Source organism: Nocardioides agariphilus, assembly GCF_015352445.1.
Classification (GTDB): domain Bacteria; phylum Actinomycetota; class Actinomycetes; order Propionibacteriales; family Nocardioidaceae; genus Nocardioides; species Nocardioides agariphilus.
On the sequence record NZ_JADKPO010000016.1, the window covers coordinates 85,224 to 110,996 of the forward strand.

General features: G+C 71.8%; 21 protein-coding genes and 1 pseudogene. 14 read left to right on the top strand and 8 right to left on the bottom strand.

Going from position 1 to position 25,773, the window contains the following annotated elements:
* The first annotated feature begins 16 nt into the window (after positions 1–16).
* The 6 genes from ISU10_RS13310 to ISU10_RS13335 are packed head-to-tail and all read left to right on the top strand — an operon-like array spanning position 17 to position 6,743.
* Positions 17–1,123, top strand: coding sequence for a Gfo/Idh/MocA family protein (locus tag ISU10_RS13310; RefSeq protein ID WP_228500764.1), 1,107 nt, complete (start codon positions 17–19; stop codon positions 1,121–1,123).
* On the top strand, positions 1,120–2,286 hold the full coding sequence (locus tag ISU10_RS13315) for a DegT/DnrJ/EryC1/StrS family aminotransferase (RefSeq protein ID WP_228500766.1): 1,167 nt from the start codon (positions 1,120–1,122) through the stop codon (positions 2,284–2,286). The genes ISU10_RS13310 and ISU10_RS13315 overlap by 4 nt, the downstream gene beginning before the upstream one ends.
* Positions 2,283–2,963: an acyltransferase gene (locus ISU10_RS23585; RefSeq protein ID WP_370865338.1), complete on the top strand. Its 681-nt coding sequence runs from the start codon at positions 2,283–2,285 to the stop codon at positions 2,961–2,963. Before ISU10_RS13315 ends, ISU10_RS23585 begins: the two co-directional genes overlap by 4 nt.
* Positions 2,960–3,619: a sugar transferase gene (locus tag ISU10_RS13325; protein ID WP_194696883.1), complete on the top strand. Its 660-nt coding sequence runs from the start codon at positions 2,960–2,962 to the stop codon at positions 3,617–3,619. Before ISU10_RS23585 ends, ISU10_RS13325 begins: the two co-directional genes overlap by 4 nt.
* The gene (gene murJ / locus ISU10_RS13330; protein ID WP_194696884.1) at positions 3,619–5,292 is read left to right on the top strand and encodes a murein biosynthesis integral membrane protein MurJ; all 1,674 of its coding nucleotides are present in this window, start codon (positions 3,619–3,621) and stop codon (positions 5,290–5,292) included. Before ISU10_RS13325 ends, murJ begins: the two co-directional genes overlap by 1 nt.
* A complete protein-coding gene (locus ISU10_RS13335; RefSeq protein ID WP_194696885.1) occupies positions 5,292–6,743 on the top strand; it encodes a hypothetical protein in 1,452 nt (483 codons plus the stop codon). Before murJ ends, ISU10_RS13335 begins: the two co-directional genes overlap by 1 nt.
* Before the next feature lie 1,347 nt (positions 6,744–8,090).
* Here ISU10_RS13335 and ISU10_RS13340 read toward each other — a convergent pair.
* The 7 genes from ISU10_RS13340 to ISU10_RS13370 all read right to left on the bottom strand — a co-directional run bounded on the left by ISU10_RS13340 (position 8,091) and on the right by ISU10_RS13370 (position 18,214).
* The gene (locus tag ISU10_RS13340) at positions 8,091–9,368 is read right to left on the bottom strand and encodes a glycosyltransferase family 4 protein (protein WP_194696886.1); all 1,278 of its coding nucleotides are present in this window, start codon (positions 9,366–9,368) and stop codon (positions 8,091–8,093) included.
* The gene (locus tag ISU10_RS13345) at positions 9,365–10,969 is read right to left on the bottom strand and encodes an Ig-like domain-containing protein (protein WP_194696887.1); all 1,605 of its coding nucleotides are present in this window, start codon (positions 10,967–10,969) and stop codon (positions 9,365–9,367) included. The genes ISU10_RS13340 and ISU10_RS13345 overlap by 4 nt, the downstream gene beginning before the upstream one ends.
* 147 nt (positions 10,970–11,116) lie before the next feature.
* A complete protein-coding gene (locus ISU10_RS23850; protein WP_194696888.1) occupies positions 11,117–14,167 on the bottom strand; it encodes a helix-turn-helix transcriptional regulator in 3,051 nt (1,016 codons plus the stop codon).
* A 1-nt stretch (position 14,168) separates the two neighbouring features.
* Positions 14,169–14,330 (bottom strand): hypothetical protein, encoded by a 162-nt coding sequence (locus tag ISU10_RS13355; RefSeq protein WP_194696889.1) that lies wholly within the window; start codon positions 14,328–14,330, stop codon positions 14,169–14,171.
* A 157-nt stretch (positions 14,331–14,487) separates the two neighbouring features.
* On the bottom strand, positions 14,488–15,660 hold the full coding sequence (gene hutI / locus ISU10_RS13360) for an imidazolonepropionase (protein ID WP_194696890.1): 1,173 nt from the start codon (positions 15,658–15,660) through the stop codon (positions 14,488–14,490).
* Positions 15,657–17,000 (bottom strand): formimidoylglutamate deiminase, encoded by a 1,344-nt coding sequence (locus ISU10_RS13365; protein WP_194696891.1) that lies wholly within the window; start codon positions 16,998–17,000, stop codon positions 15,657–15,659. The genes hutI and ISU10_RS13365 overlap by 4 nt, the downstream gene beginning before the upstream one ends.
* Complete coding sequence (locus ISU10_RS13370; RefSeq protein ID WP_194696892.1) at positions 16,997–18,214, bottom strand: allantoate amidohydrolase; 1,218 nt, start codon at positions 18,212–18,214, stop codon at positions 16,997–16,999. Before ISU10_RS13370 ends, ISU10_RS13365 begins: the two co-directional genes overlap by 4 nt.
* A 10-nt stretch (positions 18,215–18,224) precedes the next feature.
* Between ISU10_RS13370 and ISU10_RS13375 the strand changes: the two genes are divergently transcribed.
* From ISU10_RS13375 to ISU10_RS13410, 8 genes are all read left to right on the top strand, one after another.
* On the top strand, positions 18,225–18,863 hold the full coding sequence (locus ISU10_RS13375; RefSeq protein WP_194696893.1) for a nitroreductase family protein: 639 nt from the start codon (positions 18,225–18,227) through the stop codon (positions 18,861–18,863).
* Between the two features lie 144 nt (positions 18,864–19,007).
* Positions 19,008–20,558: a 4-coumarate--CoA ligase family protein gene (locus ISU10_RS13380; RefSeq protein WP_194696894.1), complete on the top strand. Its 1,551-nt coding sequence runs from the start codon at positions 19,008–19,010 to the stop codon at positions 20,556–20,558.
* 49 nt (positions 20,559–20,607) lie between these two features.
* Positions 20,608–20,802 (top strand): hypothetical protein, encoded by a 195-nt coding sequence (locus ISU10_RS13385; protein WP_228500770.1) that lies wholly within the window; start codon positions 20,608–20,610, stop codon positions 20,800–20,802.
* On the top strand, positions 20,786–21,136 hold the full coding sequence (locus ISU10_RS13390; RefSeq protein ID WP_194696896.1) for a type II toxin-antitoxin system PemK/MazF family toxin: 351 nt from the start codon (positions 20,786–20,788) through the stop codon (positions 21,134–21,136). The genes ISU10_RS13385 and ISU10_RS13390 overlap by 17 nt, the downstream gene beginning before the upstream one ends.
* Positions 21,137–22,465, top strand: coding sequence for a M20/M25/M40 family metallo-hydrolase (locus ISU10_RS13395; protein WP_370865341.1), 1,329 nt, complete (start codon positions 21,137–21,139; stop codon positions 22,463–22,465).
* The gene (locus ISU10_RS13400) at positions 22,462–23,928 is read left to right on the top strand and encodes an MFS transporter (RefSeq protein ID WP_194696897.1); all 1,467 of its coding nucleotides are present in this window, start codon (positions 22,462–22,464) and stop codon (positions 23,926–23,928) included. Before ISU10_RS13395 ends, ISU10_RS13400 begins: the two co-directional genes overlap by 4 nt.
* Positions 23,925–24,212: a hypothetical protein gene (locus ISU10_RS13405; RefSeq protein ID WP_194696898.1), complete on the top strand. Its 288-nt coding sequence runs from the start codon at positions 23,925–23,927 to the stop codon at positions 24,210–24,212. Before ISU10_RS13400 ends, ISU10_RS13405 begins: the two co-directional genes overlap by 4 nt.
* A gap of 23 nt (positions 24,213–24,235) precedes the next feature.
* The gene (locus tag ISU10_RS13410; RefSeq protein ID WP_194696899.1) at positions 24,236–24,796 is read left to right on the top strand and encodes a DnaJ family domain-containing protein; all 561 of its coding nucleotides are present in this window, start codon (positions 24,236–24,238) and stop codon (positions 24,794–24,796) included.
* 284 nt (positions 24,797–25,080) lie between these two features.
* On the opposite strand, the pseudogene ISU10_RS13415 reads toward ISU10_RS13410, so the two are convergent.
* A pseudogene (locus ISU10_RS13415) lies at positions 25,081–25,773 on the bottom strand (hypothetical protein); the annotation flags it as partial.

Consider the following 25,773-nt stretch of genomic DNA (forward strand, 5'->3'; position numbering starts at 1 on the left):
GACGAGGGGGTAGCGCATGAGTTCGGGCACTGGCACGTCGCGCGACGGGCTGCGCATCGGCATCGCCGGCATCGGCTACTGGGGGTCCAAGCACGTCCGCACGATGCGGTCGCTGGACTCGGTGAGCCGGGTCGTCGTCATCGACCCGAGTGAGGAGCGGGTGGCGAAGCTGCGCCACTCCTTCCCGGAGGTCGACGGCCATCCGGACCTGGAGTCCGCGCTACCCCACATCGACGCACTCGTGATCGCCACGCCGCCGAGCACCCATGCGGACCTGGCCTGCGCTGCCATGGCGGCCGGCAAGCACGTCCTGGTCGAGAAGCCGTTCGCCACCAACCTGGCCGACGCCCACCGCATGGTGGACACGGCGGCCGAGCGCGAGGTCGTCCTCATGGTGGGTCACACCTTCGAGTACCACGCGGCGGTCTGGGCCCTGCGCGAGATGGTTGCCCGTGGCGAGCTGGGAGACCTGTACTACGTCGACACGGCGCGCTTGAACCTCGGCCTCTACCAGCACGACGTCAACGTCCTGCTCGACCTGGCGCCGCACGACATCTCGATCCTCAACTACGTGCTCGGCAGCACCCCGACCAGCGTGGAGTGCTGGGCCTCGCGCCACGCGCACCGCCGCCTCGAGGACATCGCCTACCTGCGCGTCCGCTACGACGAGCCCCACATCGAGGCCAACGTCCACGTCAGCTGGCTCGACCCCTGCAAGGTGCGACGGGTGACGGTCGTGGGCAGCGAGAAGATGGTGGTCTTCGACGACCTGGAGTCGGAGGAGAGGCTGCGGGTCCACAACAAGGGCGTGACCCAGCCGGAGGAGTCCGGGGACCTGAGCCTGCCGCCGATGTCCTACCGCTACGGCGAGGTGGTTGCCCCCTACCTGGTGGTCAACGAGCCGCTGGCCCTGGAGGACGAGCACTTCGTGGACTGCGTGCTGACCGGCATGCGTCCCCTCACCGACGGGCACAACGGGCTGGCCGTCGTCGAGGTGCTCGAAGCCGCCCAGCTGTCGTTGAAGGAGCGTCGTGAGGTCTTCCTCGAGGAGGTGCGCCGCGGGTCGACGAGCCTGGCCCGCCTGCGTCAGCCGGCCGTGGCCCACAGCAGGGAGGCCGTATGAGCCTCACGGAGGTGCGCTCCACTGGACCCAGGGCGCCCACCGACATGCCGACGCGCGTGCCGTTCCTCGACCTCACCGCAGTGACCGAGGCGGTGCGGGCACAGGTGGAGGCCAGGTGGTCGGAGGTCCTGCGCAGCGCGGCCTTCATCGGCGGGGCGGCAGTGGAGGCCTTCGAGCGGGAGCTGGCCGCCTACTGCGGCACCGCTGAGGCCGTCGGGATGGCCAACGGCACCGACGCGCTGCACCTGACCCTGCGCGCCCTGGACATCGGTCCGGGCGACACGGTCGTGGTGCCGGCCAACACGTTCGTGGCGACCGTGGAGGCGATCGTGCTGGCCGGCGCGGCGCCTCGCTTCGCGGACGTCGACCCCGAGACCCTCCTGCTCACCCCCGAGACGGTCGCGGCGGCGGTGCTGCCGTCGACCAAGGCCGTCATCGCGGTCCACCTCTACGGCCAGATGCCGGACATGGTCGCGCTGAGCGCCTGCGCCGACGCACTGGGGCTGCTGCTGGTCGAGGATGCGGCGCAGGCGCAGGGCGCGACGTACGCCGGGCGCCGGGCCGGCGCCTACGCAGTGGCGGGCTGCTTCAGCTTCTACCCCGGCAAGAACCTGGGAGCCTTCGGCGACGCCGGAGCCGTGGTCACCTCCGACCCGCGACTGGCCGCCACCCTGCGGTCGATGCGCGACCACGGCCGGGCGCTGGGCACCCACTACGAGCACGTCGTCCTCGGCACCAACAGCCGGCTGGACGCCCTGCAAGCCGTCGTCCTGAGGGCCAAGCTGGCTCACCTGGACGAGTGGAACGCGTCCCGGGTCGGGCTGATGGCGCAGTACCGAGACCGGCTCGACCCGGGTCGTGCCCGCCTCGTCGCCGACCAGCCCGGTGGCCAGGGAGTCCACCACCTCGCGGTGGCACGGGTCGCAGACCGGGAGCGCGTGCGCAGCGAGCTCGACGCGCGGGGGATCGGCACCGGCGTGCACTACCCCGTGCCGTGCCACGTGATGCCGCCCTACCGCGACTACGCCGACGGCCCGCTGCCCGCTGCCGAGCAGGCCGCGACGGAGGTGCTGTCGCTGCCGATGTACCCGCACCTGGAGCCGGCGGCACTGCTGCGCGTCGTCGCGGCGGTGAACGAGGTGGCCGGGAGGCTGCCGCGGTGACGGTCCAGGCACGCCTCACCGACGTGCGGCCAGAGCTCGACCCCGGGCCGGAGCCGGACGTCGACCCCCACGTGCTGCTCGACTACCGAGCCGACCGCTCCACGGCGGTCCGGCTGGTCCTCGGGGGTGGGGCCCGGCTGCGCAGCGGGACCGTCCTCTACGCCGGCACCACGATCGGTGGGCGCTTCCAGACCGGCCATCACGTCGTGGTGCGGGAGGAGTGCACGATCGGCGACGACGTGTCCATCTGGAGCAACAGCGTGATCGACTACGGCTGCCGCATCGGGGACCGCGTCAAGATCCACACCAACTGCTACGTCGCGCAGTACACCGAGATCCTCGACGACGCCTTCCTGGCACCCGGCGTGACCATCGCCAACGACCTCTACCCCGGTCAGGCCGACTCCGCGCGGCTGATGTCGGGTCCGCGGATCGGGGCCGGCGCCCAGATCGGCGTCAACGTCACCTTGCTGCCGTTCGTGTCGATCGGAGACGGCTGCCTGGTCGGCTCGGGATCGGTGGTGACCCGCGACCTGCCGGACGGCACGGTCGCCTACGGCAACCCGGCGCGCGTCCGCGGTCTGGTCGCCGACCTGACCGACATCGCCGAGCGAGTCGTCCCCGACCCCGGTTCCTCCTCCCCCTACCGAGCCCGGCCGCGGACAAGCGGGCCATGACCGCGCATGCGGCACCAGCCCCCACCTCCTCGGGCACTCGCGCGTACGAGGTGGCCAAGCGCGCCCTCGACCTCACCCTCGCGCTGACCGCGCTGGTGCTCGCCGCGCCCGTGCTGCTCGTGGTCGCGACCGCCGTACGCCTGACCAGCCCCGGACCGGCACTGTTCCGGCAGACGCGCGTCGGCCGCGACGGAGTGCCGTTCACGATGGTGAAGTTCCGCACCATGCGTGACGGCAACGACGACGGCGCGCATCGCGACTACGTGAGCAGGCTGCTGGCGGGCGAGGCGGTGGCGCACGACGGCCTCTACAAGCTGGCAGGCGACCCGCGGGTCACGCCCCTCGGGCGGGTGCTGCGGCGGCTCAGCCTGGACGAGCTGCCGCAGCTGCTCAACGTGGTCGCGGGCAGCATGTCGCTGGTCGGCCCACGGCCCGCACTGCCGTTCGAGGCCGAGCTGTTCCCGGGCTGGGCGTCGGTCCGCTACGCGGTGCCGCCGGGTCTCACCGGCCTGTGGCAGGTCAGCGGTCGCAACCGCCTGACCATGCTCGAGGGTCTCCGCCTCGACGTCGAGTACGTCGACCGGCGCGGCCTGCGCACCGACCTGGCGATCCTGCTCCGCACCGTCCCGGCGGTTCTCGGCCGCGGAGCGCGGTGATGCGGCGCCCCATCGCATCCCCCTCGACCCCGCGCCTCCCCCCGCCGACCGCCAGCGGCGACACGACCAGCCGCGACTCGCTCCTCGTCTCGGCCGGGACCGCGCTGGCCCGGCTGACGGGCGTTGCGCGGGTCGTGGTGATCGGAGCGGTGCTGGGCCCGACGACGTTCGGCAACGCCTTCCAGGTCGCCAACTCCCTGCCCAACCTCGTCTACTACGGGTTCCTGGCCGGGTCGCTGGTCTCCACGCTGCTGGTGCCGACGATGGTCCGGCACCTGGTCGCGCACGAGCCCGCCGAGCTCGAGCTGGTGGCGCGGCGCTTCCTCGGGCTGGTGCTGGCCGGGACTGCCGTGGCCGCACCGATGCTGGTGGGCCTCCTGCCCCAGGTGGTCGCGAGCACCTCGGGCAGCGACCCGGCGAACGCCGACCTGGTGCCCCTGGTCACCGCCCTGGTCGCGATGACGGCCCCGCAGGTCGCCCTCTACGCGGTGGCGGGCACCGGCGCCGCAGTGATGTACGCCCACCGCCGCTTCGCCCTTCCCGCCTGCGCGCCAGCCGTGGAGAACGTCGTCCTCATCGCCGTCTTCGCGGTCGCCGCGACCGTCTACGGCACCGGCCGGGAGGGCGCCGAGGTGCCGACGTCGGAGCTGCTCCTGCTCGGGCTCGGGTCCACCGCCGCCGTCGCCGTGCACGCCGCGATGCAGTGGTGGGGTGCGCGCCGCTGCGGCGTGAGGCTGCTGCCCGCCCGTGGCTGGACGGACCCCGCGCTGCGGGCGGTCGTGAGACGAGCCAGGCACTCGCTGCTCCAGGCCGGGCTGCTCGCCCTGCAGACCGTCGCCCTGCTGGTGGCCATGACGCGCGTGCCCGGCGGGGTCGTCACCTTCCAGATCGCGCTGAACTTCTACTTCCTGCCGGTGGCCCTGGTGGTGACGCCGATCGGCATCGGTGCGCTCCCCCGACTCGCCGAGCTGCACCACGGCGGCGACAGCGCCGACGCCACGGGGTACTGGGAGGCGTACGTGCGCGCCGTACGTCTGGCCCTGTTCCTGGTGGTCCCGGCCACGGCGGGGTACGTCGTGCTGGCCGGCTCGCTCGCGCACGTGGTCGGCGTCGGTGCGCTGTCCCGGCCGGATGACCACCGGATGATCGCGGCGACCCTCGCGGTGCTGTCGCTGGGCCTGGTCGGGCACGCCCTCTTCTTTGTCTCCACCCAGGCGGCCTACGCCCGCGACGACTCGGTCCGTCCGCTGCGCTCGATGGCTCTGCAGGCTGCCGTCTGCCTCGTGGGTGTGGTGCTGGCGGTGCTGGCCGCGGATGCCGACGCGCTCGCACCTGCCGTCGCCGCGGCGTACGCCATCGGCTGCCTGGCCGGTGGCACCCACCTGGCGACGACGCTGGCGCGCGGCGCGCAGCAGGGGTGCGCCGGGTGGCTGCGTCCGCTGCCGCGGGTGCTCGCGTGTTCAGCGGTGACGGCGGCCGCGGTCCTGGGTCTGACGCGTGTCGCGGGCGAGGTGACGCCGGGGCGGCTCGGTGCCGTGCTGGTCGTCCTCGTCGGCGGCCTGGCCGGCGCGGCCGTCTACGCGGCGACGCAGGCTCTCCTCCGAGCACCGGAGCTGGCCTGGCTGCGCGAAGCGGTGCGCCGCCCCGTGGCCGCGAACGGGACGGAAGCGTGATGTCTGCCGCCACCCTGCTGTCCGCCCGCCCCGTGCAGGCCCCGCGTGCGGTCGCGATGACCATATCCACCGTCGTGGCCGCCGCCGGCGTGGGAGCCGCCAGCGCCCTCGCCCCGCCGAGGCTGCTTGCCCTGCTCGCCGCAGCCGTGGTGTTGCCGGTGGCCGTGTGGCGGCGACCGGCCTTGGCTGCGGTCGCCGTCATCGCGCTGACCCCGATCCTGGCGGGCATCGACCGCGGGCGGCTGGTGCCCGCCCTGCGCCCCAACGAGGCCCTGGTGCTGGCGCTCGGGTCGATCCTGGTCCTGCGAGCCGTCGTCCGGCTGCCGACCGGCTGGCGTCCCCGGATCAGGGTGAGCCGCCTGGAGACCGTCCTGGTGCTGCTGGCCGTGTGCAGCTCGGCGCTGCCGCTGCTGCTGATGGCCGTGCGCGGTCGCGCGGTGGAGGCGGACGACATCAGCTACGCGCTGGTGCTGTGGAAGTACCTGATGGTCTACGTCCTGTTCCGGATGGCCGTCCGCACGGAGCGCGAGGTGGCCTGGTGCCTGTGGGCCTCCTTGGCCGCCGGGTGCGTGGTGGCCGTCATCGGCATCCTCCAGGCGCTCGACCTGGCGGGCGTCCGCCAGCTGCTGATGACCTACTGGGTGCCATTCGGTCACGAAGGCGCCCTCGAGCAGCCACGCGGTGGGTCCACCCTCGCGCTGCCGGCCGCGACGGCCGACCTGCTGGTCCTCAACCTCGCCATCGCCGCGGGCTTGTGGCACAAGGATCGCTGTCACGGAGCTGTGCTGGCCGTGGTGGCCGGGACCTGCACCCTCGGCGTACTCGCGGCCGCGGAGTTCTCCAGCGCGCTCGGGCTGGTGGTCGCCGCCTGCTGCGTCGCGCTCGCGCTGGGCAGGCTCGACCTGCTGCGCTACCTGCCCGTCGGCCTCGTCGTGGCCGGCATCGCCGTGTGGCCAGTCGTGCAGCACCGGCTCGCCGGCTTCGAGGGCACCCACGGCGTGCCCGTCAGCTGGACCACGAGGCTGGTCAACCTGCAGACCTACTTCTGGCCCGAGCTGTCGTCGGGCTGGAACCCGCTGATCGGCGTCCGTCCCGCTGCGCGGGTCGTGGTCGAGTACCAGGGGACGGGCTACGTCTGGATCGAGAGCGGCTACACCTGGCTGCTGTGGGGCGGCGGTGTCCCGCTCTTGGCCGCATTCGTGGCGTTCGTCGCGGTCGGCACCCGAACCACCTGGCGAGCCTGCCGCTCGCTCACGACGTACCACTCCGTCGCCGGGCTGGCAGCGCTCGCAGGGATCGTCTCCATCACCGTGCTGATGGTCTTCGACCCGCACCTGACCTATCGCGGGGCGGCCGACTGCCTCTTCGCTCTGCTCGCCATCGTGGCCCTGGACTCCCCGGCACCGGCCGGAGGGGGACCACGAGCGTCGCCGACGGGAGACACCGCATGAACACCGAGAAGTCTCGACGAGGACGCGGCTCCGCGCTGGGCACGGCACCCGGCCTCGTGCGCACCCACTGGTGGCTGATCGCGCTCGCCACCTTGGTCTGCGTCGGCGTGGCCGGACTCGTGGCCGTCACACGACCATCGAGCTACGCGGCGACCGCCGAGGTGGTGGTGTCGCCCGAGGACACCGGCAGCACTCCCCTCCGCCCCGACATGGGCACCGAGCGAGCGATCGCGCGATCGGGCCTCGTGGCCGCCCGCGCCAGCGAGGCACTCGGCATCGCCACCCAGCAGGCGACCGAGGCCGTGACGGTCACGGTCGTGGTGGAGTCGTCGGTGCTGCGCATCAGCTTCGCCGCCACGACGCCGGACGGCGCGGTGCGAGGCGCGGGAGCCTTCGCGGACGCCTACATCGACTACCGCAACTCGCTGGCCGACGAGGACGTGGCCACGCAGGTCACGCCTGCGGGCCTGGACGCCGGGACCCGCTACGCCCTCGCACTGGCCCTCGTGCTCGGCCTGCTGGGGGGACTCTCGCTCGGAGTGGCGGCCGCGTGGACGTGGGACCGCCTCTCCGACCGGCTGCGTCATCCTGAGGAGCTCAGCCGGCGGACGAGGATGCCGGTGCTGATGCGGGTCCCAGGCTTCGACCACAGTCGGCAGGCCGTCCCCTCCTGGGGTCCGGCCCGCGACGCCTTCGCCTACCTGGCCGCCAAGATCGCCTCGCTCACCGAGCACGCGCCCGGCCGCCGCGTCGTGGTGACGAGCCCCCGCGCCGGCGCCGGCACCACGACCGTCGCCTGCGGCGCGGCGGCGGCCCTGGCGGCCCAGGGCACGCCGGTCGTCCTCGTCGCCGCGCACGGCCACGGGCTACTGCCCGAGCAGGTGCACGGGTGCCGTCCCGCGCCCGGCCTGCGGCAGCTGATGGACGGGCGCTGCTCGGTAGACCAGGCCCTGCACCAGACCTCGGTGCGCAACCTCTCGGTGGTGCCGACGGGAGGGGCGCTGGCCGAGGAGGTCGAGTTGCCGGCCCTGCGCCGGGCCCTGGACCGGCTCGCGGCCAGGGGCACCCTGGTCCTGGACGTGCCGCCGCTGCTCGACTCGGCGAAGTCGGTGCTGTTCGCCGAGCTGGCCGACCTGCTGCTGGTGGTCGGCGATCTGCGGTCGGGCACCCGGACCGACGCGATCGACGCGGTCGCGACGATCGAGGGGTTGAGCACGACGAACGCCGGGTGGGTCGCGAACCTGCCCTCACGCCCGGGCCGCCTGCCCACCCTGCCCCCGGTCAGCGCAGCGGTCGGCCCATCGGTCTGCAAGGGAGCGACGACGGAGCTGCCGCGCGAGCCCCTCGCTAGCCGACCGGACGGACCTGCCGCTCCAGACCGGGCCACGCCTCCCCGGAGCCGTGGCGCCGCGCCCGCGAACGGGGTGGACCAGGGTCGGTCGCCGGGCCGACGGCGGCCAGGAAAGAAGGCTCCTGCCGCTCCCAAGAAAGGCTAGCCTCGACGCGACGCCGGCCGGCTCGCGACAGCCGCGAGCGGGTCGGCTCGTGGTCGAGGATCTCGGCGAGCGCCCGCGCCAGCGCGTCCACGTCCCCGGGCTCGGCCAGCAGCGCGGCATCCTCGGCCAGCTTGCGGGTCTCGGGCAGGTCGAAGGCGGCGAAGGGCAGTCCGAAGGACATGTACTCGATGGCCTTGACCGGCGTCACCTCGTGCTGGAGTGAGGTGTCGAGGCCGACGTCGGCCGTCGCCAGGTAGCGGAACACCCGGTCCTCGGGCAGCCAGCCGGTGCAGGTCACCCAGGGCGAGAGTCCACGCGACGTCACCTCGGCACGCAGGGCCTCGAGCCGCTCACCGTCTCCGATGACCGCGAAGCGTACGTCGGTGCGGCCCTGTCCCACCAGGGCCTCGGCCACCTCGACGACGAGCTCCACGCGGTCCTGGACGCCCATCTTGCCGACCCACACGACCAGGTGCGCGCAGCCCTCCCGCAGCTCGGGCGCCGGACGTGCCGCGTCGACGCGCGCGAGCACCGGACCGTTCCACACGACCGAGACCTTGCCGGTCCCGCCCGCGACCTCCAACCGGTCGCGCAGGTGTTCGTTGACGGTGATCGTGTGGTCGACCGCGCGCTGGGTACGCCGCTCGAAGAGGTGCAACAGCCTGGTGACGGCCCGGGGCGCTGACGGATAGCGCGCGGCCAGCAGCTCGGGCATCATGTCGCGCTGGTCGACGACGACGCGTGAGCCGGCTCGGCGCAGCAGACCGGCCAGCGGGAAGTACATGTCGGGCGGCTGGCACAGCTGCACCACGTCGACGCGTCCGCGCGACCTCACCCGCGCCAGCAGGACCACCGCCGCCAGTCCCGACCAGGCGTACTCGACGACCTGTCCGAGCGGCCCCCGGGGCTCGGGGGGCGGCTGGTACTCGACCAGGGTGAGGTCAGCGCGGCTCCGGTAGGGGGCGTTCAGCTCGTGGCGGCTGCACACGACGGTCACCCGGCAGCCGTGCGACAGCAGGGTCTCGACCTGCTTGCGCAGTCGGTGGTCGGCGCCGAGGGGCAGGTTCTCCACGATCGTCACGACGTGCCAGGGCCCCGAGCCGGCGCGTGCCGACGTGCGCCCGCTCACCCGAGGAAGACCCGCACCTGGGCGGACGTCGTGGTGTTGCCGGCGACGTCCGTGGCGACCGCGGTGAGCACGTGGGTGCCGCGCAGGCTGGGCTTCGGCTTCCAGCTCAGGCTGTAGGGCGCCGAGGAGTCGGACCCGATGGATGAGCCGTCGAGGTAGAAGATGACCCCGGCGAGACCCGAGGGTGCGCCGGATCCCGTGCCCGCGTCGCTGGCCGTCACCGCGACCGTCACCGTGCCCTTGCGCGGCAAGGACGACCCGTCGGCCGGTGAGGTGATGGCCACCGACGGGGCGGCCGCATCGACACTCACCACGGTCGAGCGCACCGCCTCGGGGTTGCCCGCGACGTCGACGGAGAAGTAGCGCAGCGTCGTGGTCTGGCCGAGCTCGATCGGGCCGGCGTACTGGGCGCTCGCCGTGGTCGGCGTGGTCCCGTCGGTGGTGTAGTACGTCGCCGCCACGCCCGAGCCGGCGTCGGTGGCGGTGAGCCGGGCCGTGACCGGAGCCGCGCGGTACCAGCCCGTCGAGCAGCTTGCGGAGTTGCAGGTGACCGACGTGGTCGGTGGCGTGGTGTCCGGCGGGGGTGTCAGCGTGGGCGAGGTCGACACCGTGGGGCTCGACCCTGCGTTGTGGCAGGCCTGCGTCCCCGTGTCGGAGTACGTGCCGGTGACGGTCACGAAGCTCCAGTCGTAGCTGTCGTCGTGGAGGGTCATCCGCAGCACGCCGAAGGCATTCTGCCCGGAGTAGAGCACCTGGCTGTTGGCAGCGCGGGTCGAGTTCGGGACCACGAAGCTCTCGCCACCCATGCCCGAGATGATCTGGCGGATGCCGTTGGGGTCGGCCTGACCCGAGGGGTTCTGCAGCCCGAACCGCTCGTACCAGTGCTGGTGACCGTTGAGGACCACGTCGGCGTGGGCGTCGTAGAGGGCCTGCCACAGCGGCTGGTACGTCGAGTCGCCACCGCTGCTGGACCCCGAGTAGAAACGGGGCTTGTGCCAATAGGCCAGCGTGCACGAGGCGGTCGAGTGGGCCGCGAGGTCGGCGCGCAGCCACTGCTCCTGCGGACTGCCGGCCCCGCAGCCACCCACCTTGGCGCACTCGGTGTTCAGCACGACCAGGTGCCAGGCGCCGAGGTCGTAGCTGTAGTAGCCCGTGGCGGGGTCACCGGCCCGGGACCCGAAGTAGGTGTAGTAGCCGGCCGCGTTCGACGAGCAGCCCGTGCCGCCAGACCCCTGGTACTCGTGGTTGCCGGACGCCGGGTAGGTGATCGACTTGTACTGCCCCCAGCTCTTGTCGTAGGACGCGAGGAAGTCGGAGTACCCACCGCAGGCGTACTGCAGGTCGCCCAGCGCGAGCACGGCGTCGGAGCCGGCGAGGAGTGCGGCGGTGTACTTCATCCGGCAGTCGGTCGGGGTGCCGTCACCGTTCTCGAAGCCGCTGTTGAGCGGGTCGCACGCGATGTCGCCGGCAGCGGCGATCACCGGGTCGCCGACGGCCACCGCCGCGTCTCTGCTGCTCGGCAGCTCCACGACGACAGCCGCGCCGGCGAGCAGGACGATGGCGGCGCCGATCAGGCGCGGACGCGCGGGGGTTGTGGGCATCGGGGGTCCTCCGTGGCGCCGGCAGCACGTCGATCGTGGTTCCCCACACCACATCGTGCGGCGCCATCGCCCGCATCGTGCGTTTGAGCGGGGCGGGCTACGCCAACCGGCTGATCCGCTGAGGAGTCGGCCGCACGAGTCGTCTCGTCAGTCGACCAGGCCGCGGCGCCGGGCGATCGCGGCGGCCTCGGTGCGCCCGGAGGCGCCGAGCTTGCCGAGGATGTTGGAGACGTGGACGCTGACGGTCTTGGTGCTGATGAACAGCTGCTTGCCGATCTCGCCGTTGCTGCGCCCGGCAGCGACCAGCTGGAGGATCTCGGCCTCGCGCGGCGTGAGCACATCTGACCCCGCCTCGTGCCGGGCCGGCGCCGAGCCCAGTGCGCGCAGCTGGTCGACGAGCGGGGTCGCGCCGAGCCGACGTGCGGCCTCGCGGGCCAGGTCGGCGACCTCGCGCGCACCAGCCAGGTCGCCGGCCGCCCGGAGCACCGAGGCCAGGACGACACGGGCGCGGGCCAGCTCATAGGTGTCGCCGAAGGCCTCGAACAGCGCGACCACCTCGTGCCAGCCGGCGACCAGCGACTCGACCGACGGCGCGTCGTCGGCACCGGCCAGCCACCGCACGCGCAGCAGCTCGGCGTCGAGGCTGGCCAGCCAGGCGCGGCCCTCGGGCCCCCAGGACTTGCTGAGGTCGGCATAGCGGTCGACCACCGTGTGGCCGTCGTCGTGCAAGGTGTCGGCCAGCGCGAGGAGCGCGGCCCGGTCGCCCGAGGGCGTCGCAGGCATGGCCGCCGCGACGGCTTCGAGGACCAGCGTCGCCATGCGCACGCGACCGTCGAACCAGGGGTGCCAGATCGGGGTGAGCACCTCGACCACCCGCCGATAGGCCGCCAGGGCCCGGCTGACGTCGGCGTCGCCCACCGCCAGCCGGATCTCCTGACCGGCCGCGTGGACGGCGAGCGCTCCGTCCAGGCGCCACATCGGGCGCAGCTCGCGCAGCTCGTCGGCGAGGTCCTCACCGCGAGCCACCCGGACCGCCGCGGCCAGGCCCGCGAGGTTGGCCCGCGCCAAGGGTGGGGCATGCGTCCCGGACAGGTCAGCCAGCTTCAGCACGTCGTCCCAGTCGCCCCTGGTCATCAGCACCCAGATCAGGTGGAACCGCGCACCGGCCGCGTAGGGGGCCCACTCGATGCCGGCAGCGGTGGCCCGCTCGACCGAGCTGCGGAACCAGCGCTCGGCCTGGTCGAGCTCGCCCCAGTCCTGGTAGGAGCGAGCCAGCAGGTAGCGGCCGCGCAGCTCGGCGTGGACGGCTCCGGTCTCGACCGTGCGGTCGATGGCCTCCCCCAGCGCCTCGCGCAGCCGCTCCTTGGTGGCGCCGAGCCGCAGCCCCGACAAGGTGGTGATCACCTCGGCCGCGATGTCGCTGCGGTTGAGCTGGTCGGCCAGCGCCAGCGCGTCGAGTCCCGCCTGCTGGGCCTCTTGGTGGCGCCAGAACATCGCCAGCACATGGGCGTGCGCCGACAGCACGCGGGCACGGGCCAGACGGTCGGTCTCAGGGGTGATCCGCACGGCCTCCTCGGAGATGGCCGGCGGGTCCTCCTCGGTCTCGAACGCCGTCAGCGCGACGGCGCGCGCCGCGAGCATCAGGCCCCGGGACTCCGGTGCGGCGTCGGCCGGTAGCACCGCGAGCTGCTCGGCGAGCAACGCTGCCGCCCGCTCGGGATGACCGCTGGAGCTGAGTGCGTCGGCGGTGTCGACGGCCAGCCGGGTGCGGTCGACGATCGCCTCACCGGCGGCCCCGAGCCCGCTCAGCAGCCGCAAGGCCCGCTCGAAGTGCTGGGCGGCCTCGTCGGGTCCGCCGACCTGGGCGGCCTCGTGCCCTGCTTGGACGCTGGCCTTGAGCGCGGTCTCGTCGTCGTGGGCGAGCGTGGCATGGCGCGCCAGCTCGGCAGCCGTGCCGCGCGCGCGTCCGTCGGCGATGGCCGCCGCGAAGCGCCCATGGAGCCGCACCCGCTCGCCGGGCAGCAGGTCGTCGTAGACCGCCTCGCCCAGCAGGGCGTGGCGGAAGGCGTAGTGGTGGTCGCTGGCGACCAGGATGTTGCGCTCGACCGCGGCCCTGAGGGCCTCGTCGAGCGAGGAGTCGTCGAGCTCCGTAGCGACCGCCAGGAGCTCGTGGGTGACCCGGCGACCCGCCGCGCTGGCCGCGCGCACGACGCGGCGCGCGGTCTCGTCGAGACGGTCGAGCCTGACCAGGAGCACCTCGGCGAGGTCGGCCGGGACCCAGCGCTGGCCAGAGCGATCGGTGTGGTCGTGGGTCGTGACAGCAGCCCCCACGAGCTCCTCGACGAAGAACGCGTTGCCCTCGGCGCGCTCGACCACCATCGCGACCTCGTCGTCGGAGAGGTGGGCGCCCGTGCCCTCGCCGATGCACTCCACCAGCCGCCGCACCTCGGGTGCCGCGAGCGGGTCGAGGGACATGCGGTGCACGGTCTGGAGACGCGACCACTCGGCGAGCTTGGCGCGCAGCGGGTGCTTGCGGTGGAGGTCGTCGGAGCGGTAGCTGGCGACCAGCGCGACGGGCTGGCTGAAGGGCCGCGTGAACAGGAAGCTCAGCAGGTCGCGGGTCGACTGGTCGGCCCAGTGGAGGTCCTCGACGACGACCACCAGCGGCTGCTGCTCGGCGAAGGCCTCGAAGATCGCGTGGACCGCGTCGAACAGGGACGACCGGTCGGTGTTGGGCCCGTCAGCACTGCCGGGAGCGGCCTCGTCCATCATCCGGCGCCCGGGGGCGAGACGGTGGAGGGCGGGGTGGTGGGCGGCGACGGAGGCGACGAGGTCGGGTGAGGAGGCTTGGAGGCGGCCGAGGATCTCGGAGAACGGGAGGTAGGGCAGGGCGCTGTCGGCGAAGTCGAGGCAGTGACCGGCGACGACCTGCCAGCCCAGGTCGAGGGCGCGGTCGCGCAGCGCGGTCAACAGGCGGGTCTTGCCGACGCCGGCGTCGCCGGCGAGGAGGACGGCACGTCGCGAGGAGCCGCCTCCAGCGCGGGCCTCGTCGGACGCGACGATGCCGAGCTGGACAGTGAGATCGTCCAGCTCGGCATCTCGTCCCACGAGGGGCGCTGTGGTGACCGGGGCCATGCAGCCCATCATGTCGGTAGTCACCGACATCGGGCCGCTGGTCTCGGTCGCGGTCGCGGCCATCTCAGCCGATCCAGGTGCTACCGCTCGCAGACTTCGCTGCGTAGCGGGCCTCCTCCTGCCGGCGCTGACGACGGCTGGCGCGACGGGCGCGGATGGGGCGCCAGTCCTCGCGGATGCGGTTGACCCGGTAGTCGAGCTCTGCGTTGATCAGCAGGTCGTTCATGGTGGTTCCCTTCCTCGTTCCGGGCCTGTTTCCCGGTATGAGAAGAGATTCCGCCTCTGAGGTAGACCCGGACATCGGACAGGTGCCCTATCTCTGCTCCGAGGGGCTTGCCTCAGGCCTACCTCAGGCTGGCTGACCTGCTCCTTTGCCGCCTGAGTCAGCCGTCGAGAAGGTGCCCACCGACCCAGGTGGCGAGCACCAGCGGCACTCCGGGCCGGTAGGCGAGGTGCACGTGGCTGGGAGCGTCGAGCAGCACCAGGTCGGCCCGCGCTCCCGGCACCAGACGACCGATGTCGTTGCGGTCGAGGGCCGCTGCGCCACCGGCCGTCGCGGCGTACGTCGCCTCGGCCGGCGTCATCCGCATCTCACGGACGGCGAGGGCGACGCACAGCGGCATCGAGGAGGTATAGCTCGACCCCGGGTTGCAGTCGCTGGCGATGGCCACCGCGACCCCGGCGTCGATCAGGCGTCGCGCATCGGGGTAGGGCTGGCGCGTGGAGAACTCCACGCCCGGCAGCAGGGTGGCCACGGTGCCGGAGTCGGCGAGAGCCGACACGTCGTCGTCCTCGAGGTAGGTGCAGTGGTCGACCGCGACCAGGCCCAGCTCGGCCGCGAGCTGCACGCCGGGGCCGGGACCGAGCTGGTTGGCGTGCAGGCGCCCTCGCAGGCCGACGGCCGCGCCCGCCGCGAGTACGGTCCGTGCCTGGTCCGCGTCGAAGGCTCCCCGCTCGCAGAAGACGTCGATCCAGCGGGCATGGGGCGCGCAGGCCTCGAGCATGGTGCCGGCGACCAGGGCGACGTACTCGTCGGGCTCACTGCCCTCGGGCACGACGTGGGCGCCGAGGAAGGTCGTCTCCTCGGTGAACTGTCGCGCGATCGCCAGGCTGCGGGCCTCGTCGCGGACGGTGAGGCCGTAGCCGCTCTTGATCTCGACGGTCGTGGTCCCCTGGCGGCGCATCTCGGTCACGAGTGCGGCGACCCGGCCCGTGAGCTCCCAGTCGGTGGCGGCGCGGGTGGCGGCGACGGTGGTGCGGATGCCGCCGGCGGCGTACGGCGTGCCGGCCATCCGCGCCGCGAACTCGGGGGCGCGATCTCCCGCGAACACCAAGTGGGCATGGCTGTCCACGAAGCCGGGGATGGCCGCGCGCCCGCCCGCGTCGACGTACGCGTCGGCCTCCGGCGCCTCGGCGGTCGCGCCGACCCAGGCCACCTGCCCGTGCTCGAGCACGACCGCGGCGTCGGCGACCAGACCGAGGATGTCGTCGGCCGTCTGCCGAGCCGGGTCGTTGGTGACCAGCTCGCCGATGTTGGTGATCAGGGTGCTCGTCACGACAGCAGTCTGCCGATCGCCAGGTCCAGCTCGCGGCCGATCTGCTCGTCGTCGCCGCGCCGATAGACGACCTGCCCGTCCGCGACGACCTGGACGACGTCGGCCGCGGAGGAGGCGAAGACCGCGGTGTGCTCGTCGCGGCCCGTGCCCGCGGTGCGCGGCGTCGTGGTGTCGAGGGTGACCAGGTCGGCGCGCTGGCCGACGGCGATCGCGCCCGCGTCGGAGTAGCCGAGGCTGGCGTGGCCGTTGCTCGTGGCCGCCGCCAGCAGCTCTGCGGCCGACCAGTGTCCGCGCTCGCGAGTGGCGAGCCGTTCGTCGAGCTCCACGGCGCGCATCTCCTCGAACAGGTCGATGACGGCGTGGCTGTCGGAGCCGAGGGTCAGCGGGCTCCCGGCCTGGCTGAGAGCGCGGCTGGGTCCGATGCCGTCGCCGAGGTCACGCTCGGTCGTGGGGCAGAAGCAGGCGTGGGTACGTGTGCTGCCCAAGTGGTGCACGTCGTCGTCGGTCAGGTGGGTCGCGTGCACGGCGCTGGTCATCGGGCCGAGGACGCCGTGGTCGGCGAGCAGCTGCGTGGGGGTCGCGCCGTAGGCAGCCACGCAGTCGTCGTTCTCCTTGGTCTGCTCGGAGAGGTGGACGTGCAGCGGCCTGCCGTTGCTGGCTTCCACGATCGTGCGCAGCTGGTCGTCGGGGACGGCTCGCACGGAATGGATGGCGGCTCCTGCTCCTCGCAGGTCGGCCACCCGCTCGGCCCAGGCCGCCGCCGTGCCGTCGGAGAACCTCCGCTGGACCCCTTGTGGCGGCTCGCCGAACCCGCTGGAGAGGTAGCAGGTGTCGAGCAGCATGATCCTCAGTCCGGCCTGGTGTGCGGCCTCCCGAAGCGCATGGCCCATCTCGTTGGGGTCGGCGTACGCCGTCCCGTCAGCCTGGTGGTGCAGGTAGTGGAACTCCCCCACCGCCGTGACCCCGCCGGCCACCATCTCGCGGTACGTCGCCGTCGCCAGTGCCAGGTAGGACTCCGGGTCCAGCCGCTCCGCCACGGCGTACATCTGCTCACGCCACGTCCAGAACGTCCCCCTCTCCCGCTGCGTCCTCCCCCTCAGCGCCCGATGGAACGCATGGCTGTGGCAGTTCGCGAGACCGGGGATGGTGAGGCCGGGGAGCCGGGTGGTTTCCCCGGATGTCCGAGGAAACCCTCGGAGGTCAGGGAAAGCTTCACCTGACCTCCGACGGCTTTCCCTGACCGGTGTGACGTAAGTGAACCGACCGCCCTCGATCTCGACGTACACCTCGTCGCGCACGGCCCCCTCGACCCAGGCGCGTTCGAGCACGTACGCCGTCACGAGGGGTCACCAGCCAGCTCGCCCAGCACGTCGGCGAGGGCCACGACTCCCGCGAGGCAGTCCTGCACGGAGGCCGTCTCGTACGGCGAGTGCGACACCCCGGTCGGGTTGCGGACGAACAGCATCGCCGTCGGGATCCCAGCGGCGGAGAGGATCCCCGCGTCGTGGCCTGCGGCGGTCGGGATGACCGGCCAGCCACGACGGTCGGCCAGCCGGGAGGCGAGCTCGGGAGAGAACGAGACGGCCCCGCTGACCGACTCCGCAGTCACGATGAGCAGTGTCTCGTCGCGCGAGGCCCGCTCGGAGGCCTGCCGCTCGATCGCGCCGACGAGCTCCTCCAACGAGGAAGGAGACGAGGCCCGTGCGTCCAACCAGGCCGTGACCCCCGAGGGCACCGAGTTCGTCGAGTTCGGCGTCACCTCCAGGCGTCCGAACGTCGCCCGTTCTCCCGAGAGACGCGCCTGCTTGTTGGCAGCCAGGGCCGTCATCGCGTAGGTCAGCATCGGGTCGGCGCGGTCCTCCATGCGCGTGGTGCCCGCATGGTCGGCACGGCCGCGGAACTCGTAGCGGTACCTCCCATGCGGCCAGATCCCGCTCGCCACGCCGACCGGGGCGTCACGGTCGACGAGGTCGCGCCCCTGCTCGACGTGCAGCTCGACGAACGTCGCGACCCCGTCGAGCAGCGAGGAGTCGGACGACCCAGGCAGGCCCGCCGATGCGACCGCGTCCGCGAAGTACACGCCGTCGCGATCCTGCAGCTCCTTGGCCCGGGACCACGACACGGCCCCCGTGGCCAGCCGCGACCCCAGGCACGCCAGCCCGAACCGCGACCCCTCCTCCTCGACGAAGACCGATACGCCGAGGGGGCGAGACGGCGAGAACCCCCGAGAAACAAGGAGATCCAGCGCCGCAAGCGCAGAGACCACGCCGAGCGGGCCGTCGTACGCGCCGCCGTCCAGCACCGAGTCCAGGTGCGATCCCGTGACGACCGCGCCGGCATGGTCGGTCGAGCCTGTCGAGACCCCCCACCACGCGACGAGGTTGCCGACGCCGTCGCGTTCGACCGTGAGCCCGCGCGCCCGCGCCTGCTCCTCGAACCACGAGGCCAGCTCGCGCTCGGCGGAGAGGAACGGCTGCCGGAAGTACCCGCCGGACGACGCCGACCGACCGACCGGAGCGAGGGAGGACCACATCGTCTCGAAGTCGTCAGGCATGCTGCCCCACATGGAGTTCCAAGACGTCGTACGCCGCCGCCGGATGGTCCGCGACTACACCACGGACCCCGTCGACCCGGCGGTCCTGGAGCGCGCGTTGCACAACGCCGTCCGCGCGCCCAACGCAGGTTTCAGCCAGGGCTGGGGATTCCTGGTCCTCGACAGCGCCGACGACGTCCGCGCGTTCTGGGGCGCGACCACCGACCCGGGCGAGCTCGCTGAGCCCGACGAGTGGCTGACCGGCATGATGCGGGCCCCGGTGATCGTCGTCCCCTGCTCCAGCAAGGCGGCCTACCTCAAGAGATACGCCCAGCCGGACAAGGGCTGGACCGACGAGGACGAAGCTCGTTGGCCGGTGCCCTTCTGGCACATCGACACGGGAATGGCCACGTTGCTGATCCTGCAGACCGTCACCGACGAGGGCCTCGGCGCCTGCTACTTCGGCATCCCGCCCGCGCGCGTCTCCACGGTCCGCGAGACCTTCGACATCCCGGCCACCTTCGACCCGATCGGCGCGGTCACGATCGGCAACCGGACGGCGTCGCTTGGTGCCGCTGGGTCGCCCAGCAAGCGGCCGCGCAAGGCCCAGGAGGACGTCGTCCACCACGGTCGCTGGAACGCCGAGGAGACCGTGGGACACAGTGCCTAGTCCATCGACCGCGGAGAGCCGGGTCAACGTGCCGGACCACCACGGCAGTCTCGCATCCGAGACGTCACAGATGGGGTGACGTCGTCCCCCCCGCTGGGTAGCGTGCCCAGCACCAGCACGCGAGGGCCCGACCAAGGAGCGCACATGATCCACCAGAGCCCGTTGCCCCCCGTCGAGATCCCCGACCAGCACCTGGTCGACTACATGCTGGCCTTCGCCGACGAGCTCGGCGACAAGCCGGCGCTGGTCGACGGCCCCAGCGGCCGGACGATCACCTACGCCGGTCTGAAGCAGGCCGTGCAAGCCCTGGCCGGCGGGCTCGTCGCCCGCGGCTTCGCTCCTGGCGACACCCTTGCGGTGCTGTCTCCCAACATCCCCGAGTACGCCGTGGTGTTCCACGGAGTCGCCTATGCCGGGGGTGTCGTGACCACGATCAACCCGATGTACACCGAGCGCGAGATCCACCACCAGCTCGTCGACGCCGGCGCTCGCCTGCTGGTCACCGTGGCACCGTTCCTCGAGGTCGCCCGGGCCGCGGCCGAGGGCACCGGCGTCGAGGAGATCTTCGTGATCGGCGACACCGAGGGGGCGACGCCGTTCAGCGCACTGATGGGCACCCCACTCGCCGAGTCAGTCCTCGTCGACCTCGACGCCACCGTCGTACTGCCCTACTCCTCCGGCACCACCGGAGTGAACAAGGGCGTGATGCTCACCCACCGCAACCTGGTCGCCAACGTCGCGCAGACCCTCGGTGCCGCCGAGATGCGCGAGGACGAGACGTTGATCGCCGTCCTGCCGTTCTTCCACATCTACGGCATGCAGGTGCTGATGAACTGCGGGCTGCGCGCGGGCGCCACCGTCGTGACGATGCCGCGCTTCGACCTCGAGCAGTTCCTCCAGATCCACCAGGACTACGGCGTCACCCGGTCGTTCGTGGCGCCCCCCATCGTGGTGGCGCTCGCCAAGCATCCGCTCGTGGACAGCTACGACATGTCCAAGCTCGAGCAGGTCTTCTCCGGGGCTGCGCCACTGTCGGCGGAGCTGGCCATCGAGACCGGCAAGCGGCTCGGCTGCGAGGTGGTCCAGGGCTACGGCATGACCGAGCTCTCGCCGGTGTCGCACCTGACGCCCGTCGGCAGGTTCAAGCCCGGTTCGGTCGGCGTGACCGCGCCCAACACCGAGATGCGCATCGTCGACCCGCTGACCGGTGACGACGTCGACGTCAACGCCGACGGCGAGATCTGGGTGCGCGGACCCCAGGTGATGAAGGGCTACCTCAACAACGAGGCCGCCACGGCCGCGACCATCACCGACGACGGCTGGCTACGCACCGGCGACATCGGCCACATCGACGACGAAGACCACCTGTTCGTCGTCGACCGGCTCAAGGAGCTCATCAAGTACAAGGGCTTCCAGGTCCCGCCCGCCGAGCTCGAGGCCCTGCTCCTGACCCACCCTGCCGTCGTCGACGCGGCCGTCGTCGGGCTGCCCGACGAGGAGGCCGGTGAGATCCCCGCGGCGTACGTCGTGCTGCGCCCAGGTTCTGGGGCCACGGCCGAGGAGATCATGGCGTTCGTCGCCGGTGAGGTCTCCCACTACAAGCAGATCCGCCACCTCGAGTTCATCGACGCCGTGCCGAAGTCCGCCTCCGGCAAGATCCTGCGGCGTGAGCTGAAGGCGAAGGCGGTCGGCTGAGCTGCGCGTTCGGCGCTCGCCGTCCTGCCTGGCATGTATGCTGATCTGCATGCAGAGCACGAGTGTGCGCATTGACCGCGCCACCCACGAGGAGCTCAAGCAGCTGGCCGCTGAGCTGCACACGACTGTCGGGCACACGGTGCACCTGGCCGTCCGCGCACTTCGCCAGGACAAGGTCGGATCAGACCTGCGGACGCCTCTACGAGCCGACGAGAGCGCCTGGCTCGATGCTGCGCTCGGGTGACGTCGTCGACGTCGACCTCGGACTCCCCCGCGGGCGTGAGGCGGGATATCCGCACCCGGGCATCGTCGTGACTGCGCAGAGGGTTCTCGACGCCAAGCCCTCGGTGGTTCACGTCGTCCCACTGACATCCACCCTGCGCGGCTTCCACTCAGAGGTGCACATCCTTCCCGACGACGACAATGGTCTCGACCGGGAGTCAGCCGCCCAATGCCAACACCTTCGGGCTGTCTCGACCGAGCGCGTGCGCTCCGTGCAGGGCCGCGTCGGCCCTGTCGTACTGGCCCAGGTCCGTGACGCCATCGCCCTTCTGCTCGACCTAGATGTGGGAGCGTGAGTGGTGGTCTCGGAGCCGGTAGCCAAGCTCCAGGCCCTCGTCCGCATCCCCACGGTCTCCGATCGTGATCAGGCATTGGTCGACACCGCGGCCTTCGACCGGCTGCTGGCCGAGCACGAGCGGCTGTTCCCCCGGCTCTACGACGCCCTCGAGCTGACCCGCGTCGGCAGCCACGGCCTGCTGTTTCGCTGGGCCGGCGCGAGCGACGACCAGCCGGTCGTGCTGATGGCCCACCTCGACGTCGTACCCGTCGACGAGAGCGCACCCTGGCAGCACCCGCCCTTCGGGGCCGAGATCCACGACGGCGCGATCTGGGGGCGCGGAACCCTCGACGACAAGGGGTGCGTCGTCGCGATCAGCGAGGCGGTCGAGCGCCTGCTGGCGCAGGGCTTCACCCCCGCGCAGGATGTCTGGCTGAGCTTCGGGTCCGACGAGGAGGTCAGCGGTACTGCGGCAGTCGAGGCCGTTGCGGAGCTCACCGGCCGAGGTGTCGAGCCGTGGTTGGTCATCGACGAGGGCGGAGCCATCGCGGGCCAGGCGTTCCCGGGCATCAAGCCCCCGGTCGGCGCGATCGGCGTCACGGAGAAGGGCACGACCAGTGTCGAGCTGCGGGTCGACGGGCGTGGCGGGCACGCCTCGACCCCGGCTCGCAACGGGCCGACCGCCCGCCTGGCCAGGGCGATCCTCAAGGTCGACCGGGCACCGATGCCGGCCAGCATCCCCGCCCCCACGGTGGAGCTGTTCCGCCGGCTCGCGCCGCACGCACCCCGTCCGTTGCGGCCCCTGATGGCCAACGCCGAGCGGCTACGCCCCGCGCTCACCAGGGCCCTGGTCGCCGCCGGGCCGGAGTCGGCGGCGATGACCCGCACGACCTTCGCCACGACGACCCTGTCCGGCTCCCCCGCTCTCAACGTCATCGCCTCCAGCGCGCGAGCCGGCATCAACATCCGGGTGATGGTCGGCGACACCGTCAGTGACGTGATCGCCCATCTCCGCAAGGCGATCGGCGACAAGCAGGTCGAGATCGAGATCCTCGAGCAGGGCGAGGCGAGTCCGGTCTCGCCCTTCGACGACGAGGCCTTCCGCCTGATCGAGTCGACCATCGTCGAGCTGTTCCCCGAGGCGATCCCCGCGCCCTACGTGATGATGGCCGCCACCGACTCGCGTCACTTCACCGCGATCTGCCCGCGCGTCTACCGGTTCGCTCCGTTTCGGATGAGCCAGGCTCAACGCCAGGCCATCCACTCCTACGACGAGCACATCGGGGTGGACGACTTCCTGCTCGGGATCGACTGGTACCAACGGCTCATCGAGAGGCTGCCCACATGAGCACCAGCGTCGGCCACGAGCCTCACGAGAGGATCCTCGGCGCCCACTCGCTCGTCGCGATCGTCGGCTTCCTGGTCTGCGTCGAGCTCGCCAGCGGCGTGCTGCAGGGCTACTACACGCCGATCTTCAGCGATATCGCCGACCACCTCGACATCAGCGATGCCGACGTCAACTGGTTCGAGGCGGCGCAGCTGATCGTGTCGGCGCTCTGCGTGCCGCTGCTGGCGCGGCTCGGCGACATGGTCGGCGCCAAGAACGTGCTGCTCCTCTCGACCGCGATCACGGCGGTCGGCTCGTGGGTGCTGGCCTTCGCGCCGTCGTTCACGACGTTCCTCATCGGCTGGGCGATCCAGGGCGCCTATGTCGTCTGGCTGCCGATGGAGGTCGCGATCGTCTACCGGCGTACTGCGGGCAGCGGACGGCAGAACCGCCTCACCCGTCGCTCGGCCGCGATCCTCGTAGGTGCGCTCGAGCTGTCGGTGATCATCGGCGCGCTGACCAGCGGCGCGATCGTCGAGAGCACCTCGATGACCGTCGTCCTGATGCTGCCCGCGATCGTGGTGACGGTCTGCTTCTTCATCATCTGGTTGGGCATCGAGCGCGACCCCGAGAGGAGGCCCGGGCGGTTCGACGCCGTGGGCTTGTGCCTGATCACCGACGTGATCGGGTTCGTGATGGCCGGCCTGATCCTGGTCCGGCTGCAAGGCCCGGACAGCGTGCTGGCCTGGGCGCTGATCGTCGTAGGCCTGGCGAGCCTGGTGCCCTTCGTGAGGTACGAGCAGCGACAGGCCGACCCGATCATCGACGTCCGGCTGTTCGCGAGCCCGCTCCAGTGGCCGGTGCAGCTGACCGCGTTCCTGTTCGGCATGTCCGTGCTCGGGGCCCAGATCCCCCTCTCGACCTTTGCGCGGACCGACCCCGACACGGCCGGCTACGGCCTCGGCGCCGACGCGTCGTTCGTCTCCACGCTGATCGGCGTCTACGTCGTCTTCCTGGCGATCGGGGCGCTCACGCTGCCACTGACCACTGGACTGCTGGGCGCCCGAGGCGCGCTCATCATGTCCTCACTCCTGGTCGCCCTCGGTTATGCCCTCTGGTTGCCCTTCCACGACTCGACGACCCAGGCACTGGTCAACATGGCAGTGGCCGGAGTCGGTTCGGGCGCGCTGGTGGCGGCCCTGCCGGCGAGCGCCGCGGCAGGGGCACCGCCCGACCGCACGGGCTTCGCCACCGGCATGACCAACGCGACCAAGACCGTCGGCGGCGCCATCGCGTCGTCGATCTTCGCCATCGCGCTGGCCTCCACGGGCTCCCTGGAGGACCCGACCGAAGGACATGCGCCACTGGCGGGCTACCTCACGGTCTGGTCGGTCTGCTCGGTCGCAGCCCTGCTCGCGGCCGTCGGTCTGCTGCTGATGCCCCGGGTCGCCACCACCCTCGAGCGCGAGAGCGAGGCCGCGTGACCTCACGACGTACGCCACTGCGGACCCGGCTGCTGATCCTCGCCTGTGCCGGGCTCGGAGTCCTGCTGCTGCTCCTCGCCTTCAGCAAGCCCTCGGTGGGACGCTTCCTCGCCGCCGGGTTGCTGATCGCCGCCGCCGTGACCGTACGGGTCAACGCCTCGCGACCCGCGGACCCGAGCCGCTACACCCGCGCCGCACAGCTGCGGTCGGTGGCGTGGTCGATCGTGATCGTCGTGGTGTTCGTCGGCGCCTCGTGGCTGCTCAACGAGATGATCACGAGCTGATCCACCCAGGGTTAGCCTGGGTCATGGCCGAGCAGCCCGAGCGCGAGACCAAAGACCACGAACGCGAGCGCGATGACCGCACCGGGAGGTCGGCGGCCGCCCAGCGCATGCAACGCAAGACCGAATGGGTCGAGCAGCAGCTGCGGGTCGCCATGGAACGCGGCGAGTTCGACGACCTGCCCGGGGCCGGCAAGCCGATCAAGGACCTCGGCGCCCAGCACGACCCCGACTGGTGGATCAAGCGACTGATCGAGCGCGAGAAGATCACCGGCGTCCTGCCCCCGGCTCTCCAGCTGCGCAAGGACGACGCCGAGCTCGACGCCAGGCTCGACCGGCACACGGCCGAGTCCGAGGTTCGCCGCGAGCTCGAGGAGTTCAACGCCCGGGTGATCAAGGCGCGCTACACGCCGGTGGACGGACCGCCGCTGATCACCATGCCGCGCGACGTCGACGCCGAGGTGGAGCGGTGGCGCGAACGGATGCGCGCTCTCCGGGAGGCCGCCCGCGCAGAGCGGGCGCGACCCCAGCAGAGCCCACCGAAACCGTCGCGCACCTCGTGGTGGCGGCGCAATGCGAGGCGCTAGCAGCCGTCTCGAAGCCGTTCTCGCTGGTTGAGGCGTGAGCGCAGCCCTGTCGCTGGTTGAGGTGTGAGCGGAAGCCCTGTCGCTGGTTGAGGTGTGAGCGGAGGCCCTGTCGCTGGTTGAGGTGTGAGCGGAAGCCCCGTCGCTGGTTGAGGTGTGAGCGCAGCCCTGCCGCTGGTTGAGGAGGTTGCGCTAGCAACCGTCTCGAAACCTGTCGGGGCGTGCCGGTAGCCCGCCCGTGGTGGTTCTTGGGCGGGTACGGCGGTCGAGGGGTCAGCTGGTGGTTCTCAGGCTGCTGGTGGTGGATGTCGGCGTGGGTGTCGGCGGCGTTGTCTGTCGTGGGACACGTCGGTGGTGCCGGTGTGGTCGCGTAGGTAGTGGTAGCCGTGGGGGCTGGTCCATAGGTAGCTGCCGGGGGTGAGGATCAGGTATCGCCAGCGGCCGTGGGTCTTCAGCCGGTGATGCTTGCGGCACAGGGCCGCGATCTGGCAGGTGCAGGTGGCCCCGCCCTGGGCGTAGGGGACGTTGTGGTCGCAGTCGGCCGCATGCTCGCCGGGTTTCAGTTTCCGGGCTGGTTTCGTGCACCACGGGAACACGCAGGTGTGGTCCCTAAGGGCGACGGGTTCGCTGATCCGGCCGTCGATCTCATAGGCGCCGTGGTGGACGTGCGCTGCCACATCGATCACCGGTTTCACGGTGATCCGGGCCTCGGGGTTGCCGCACCAAGTCCGGATGGTCTCCGCCAGCACCGGGCTGGCGGTGTTCTCCACCCGCCCCACACCCCAGCCACCCATCGAGCCACCCATGGCGCCACCCGTCGAGCCGGTGGTTGAGCCAGCGGTGGTGGCGGCATCGAGCACCGACAGTCCGGGGTCGAGAACGGGCGTGTCAGACCGTCTGTGTAAGGGCGTGACCTCCAACCTGAATCGCAGGAGCGGTTCGAAGTGGAGGAAGTGCCATGGAAGAAGTGCTGGACACTG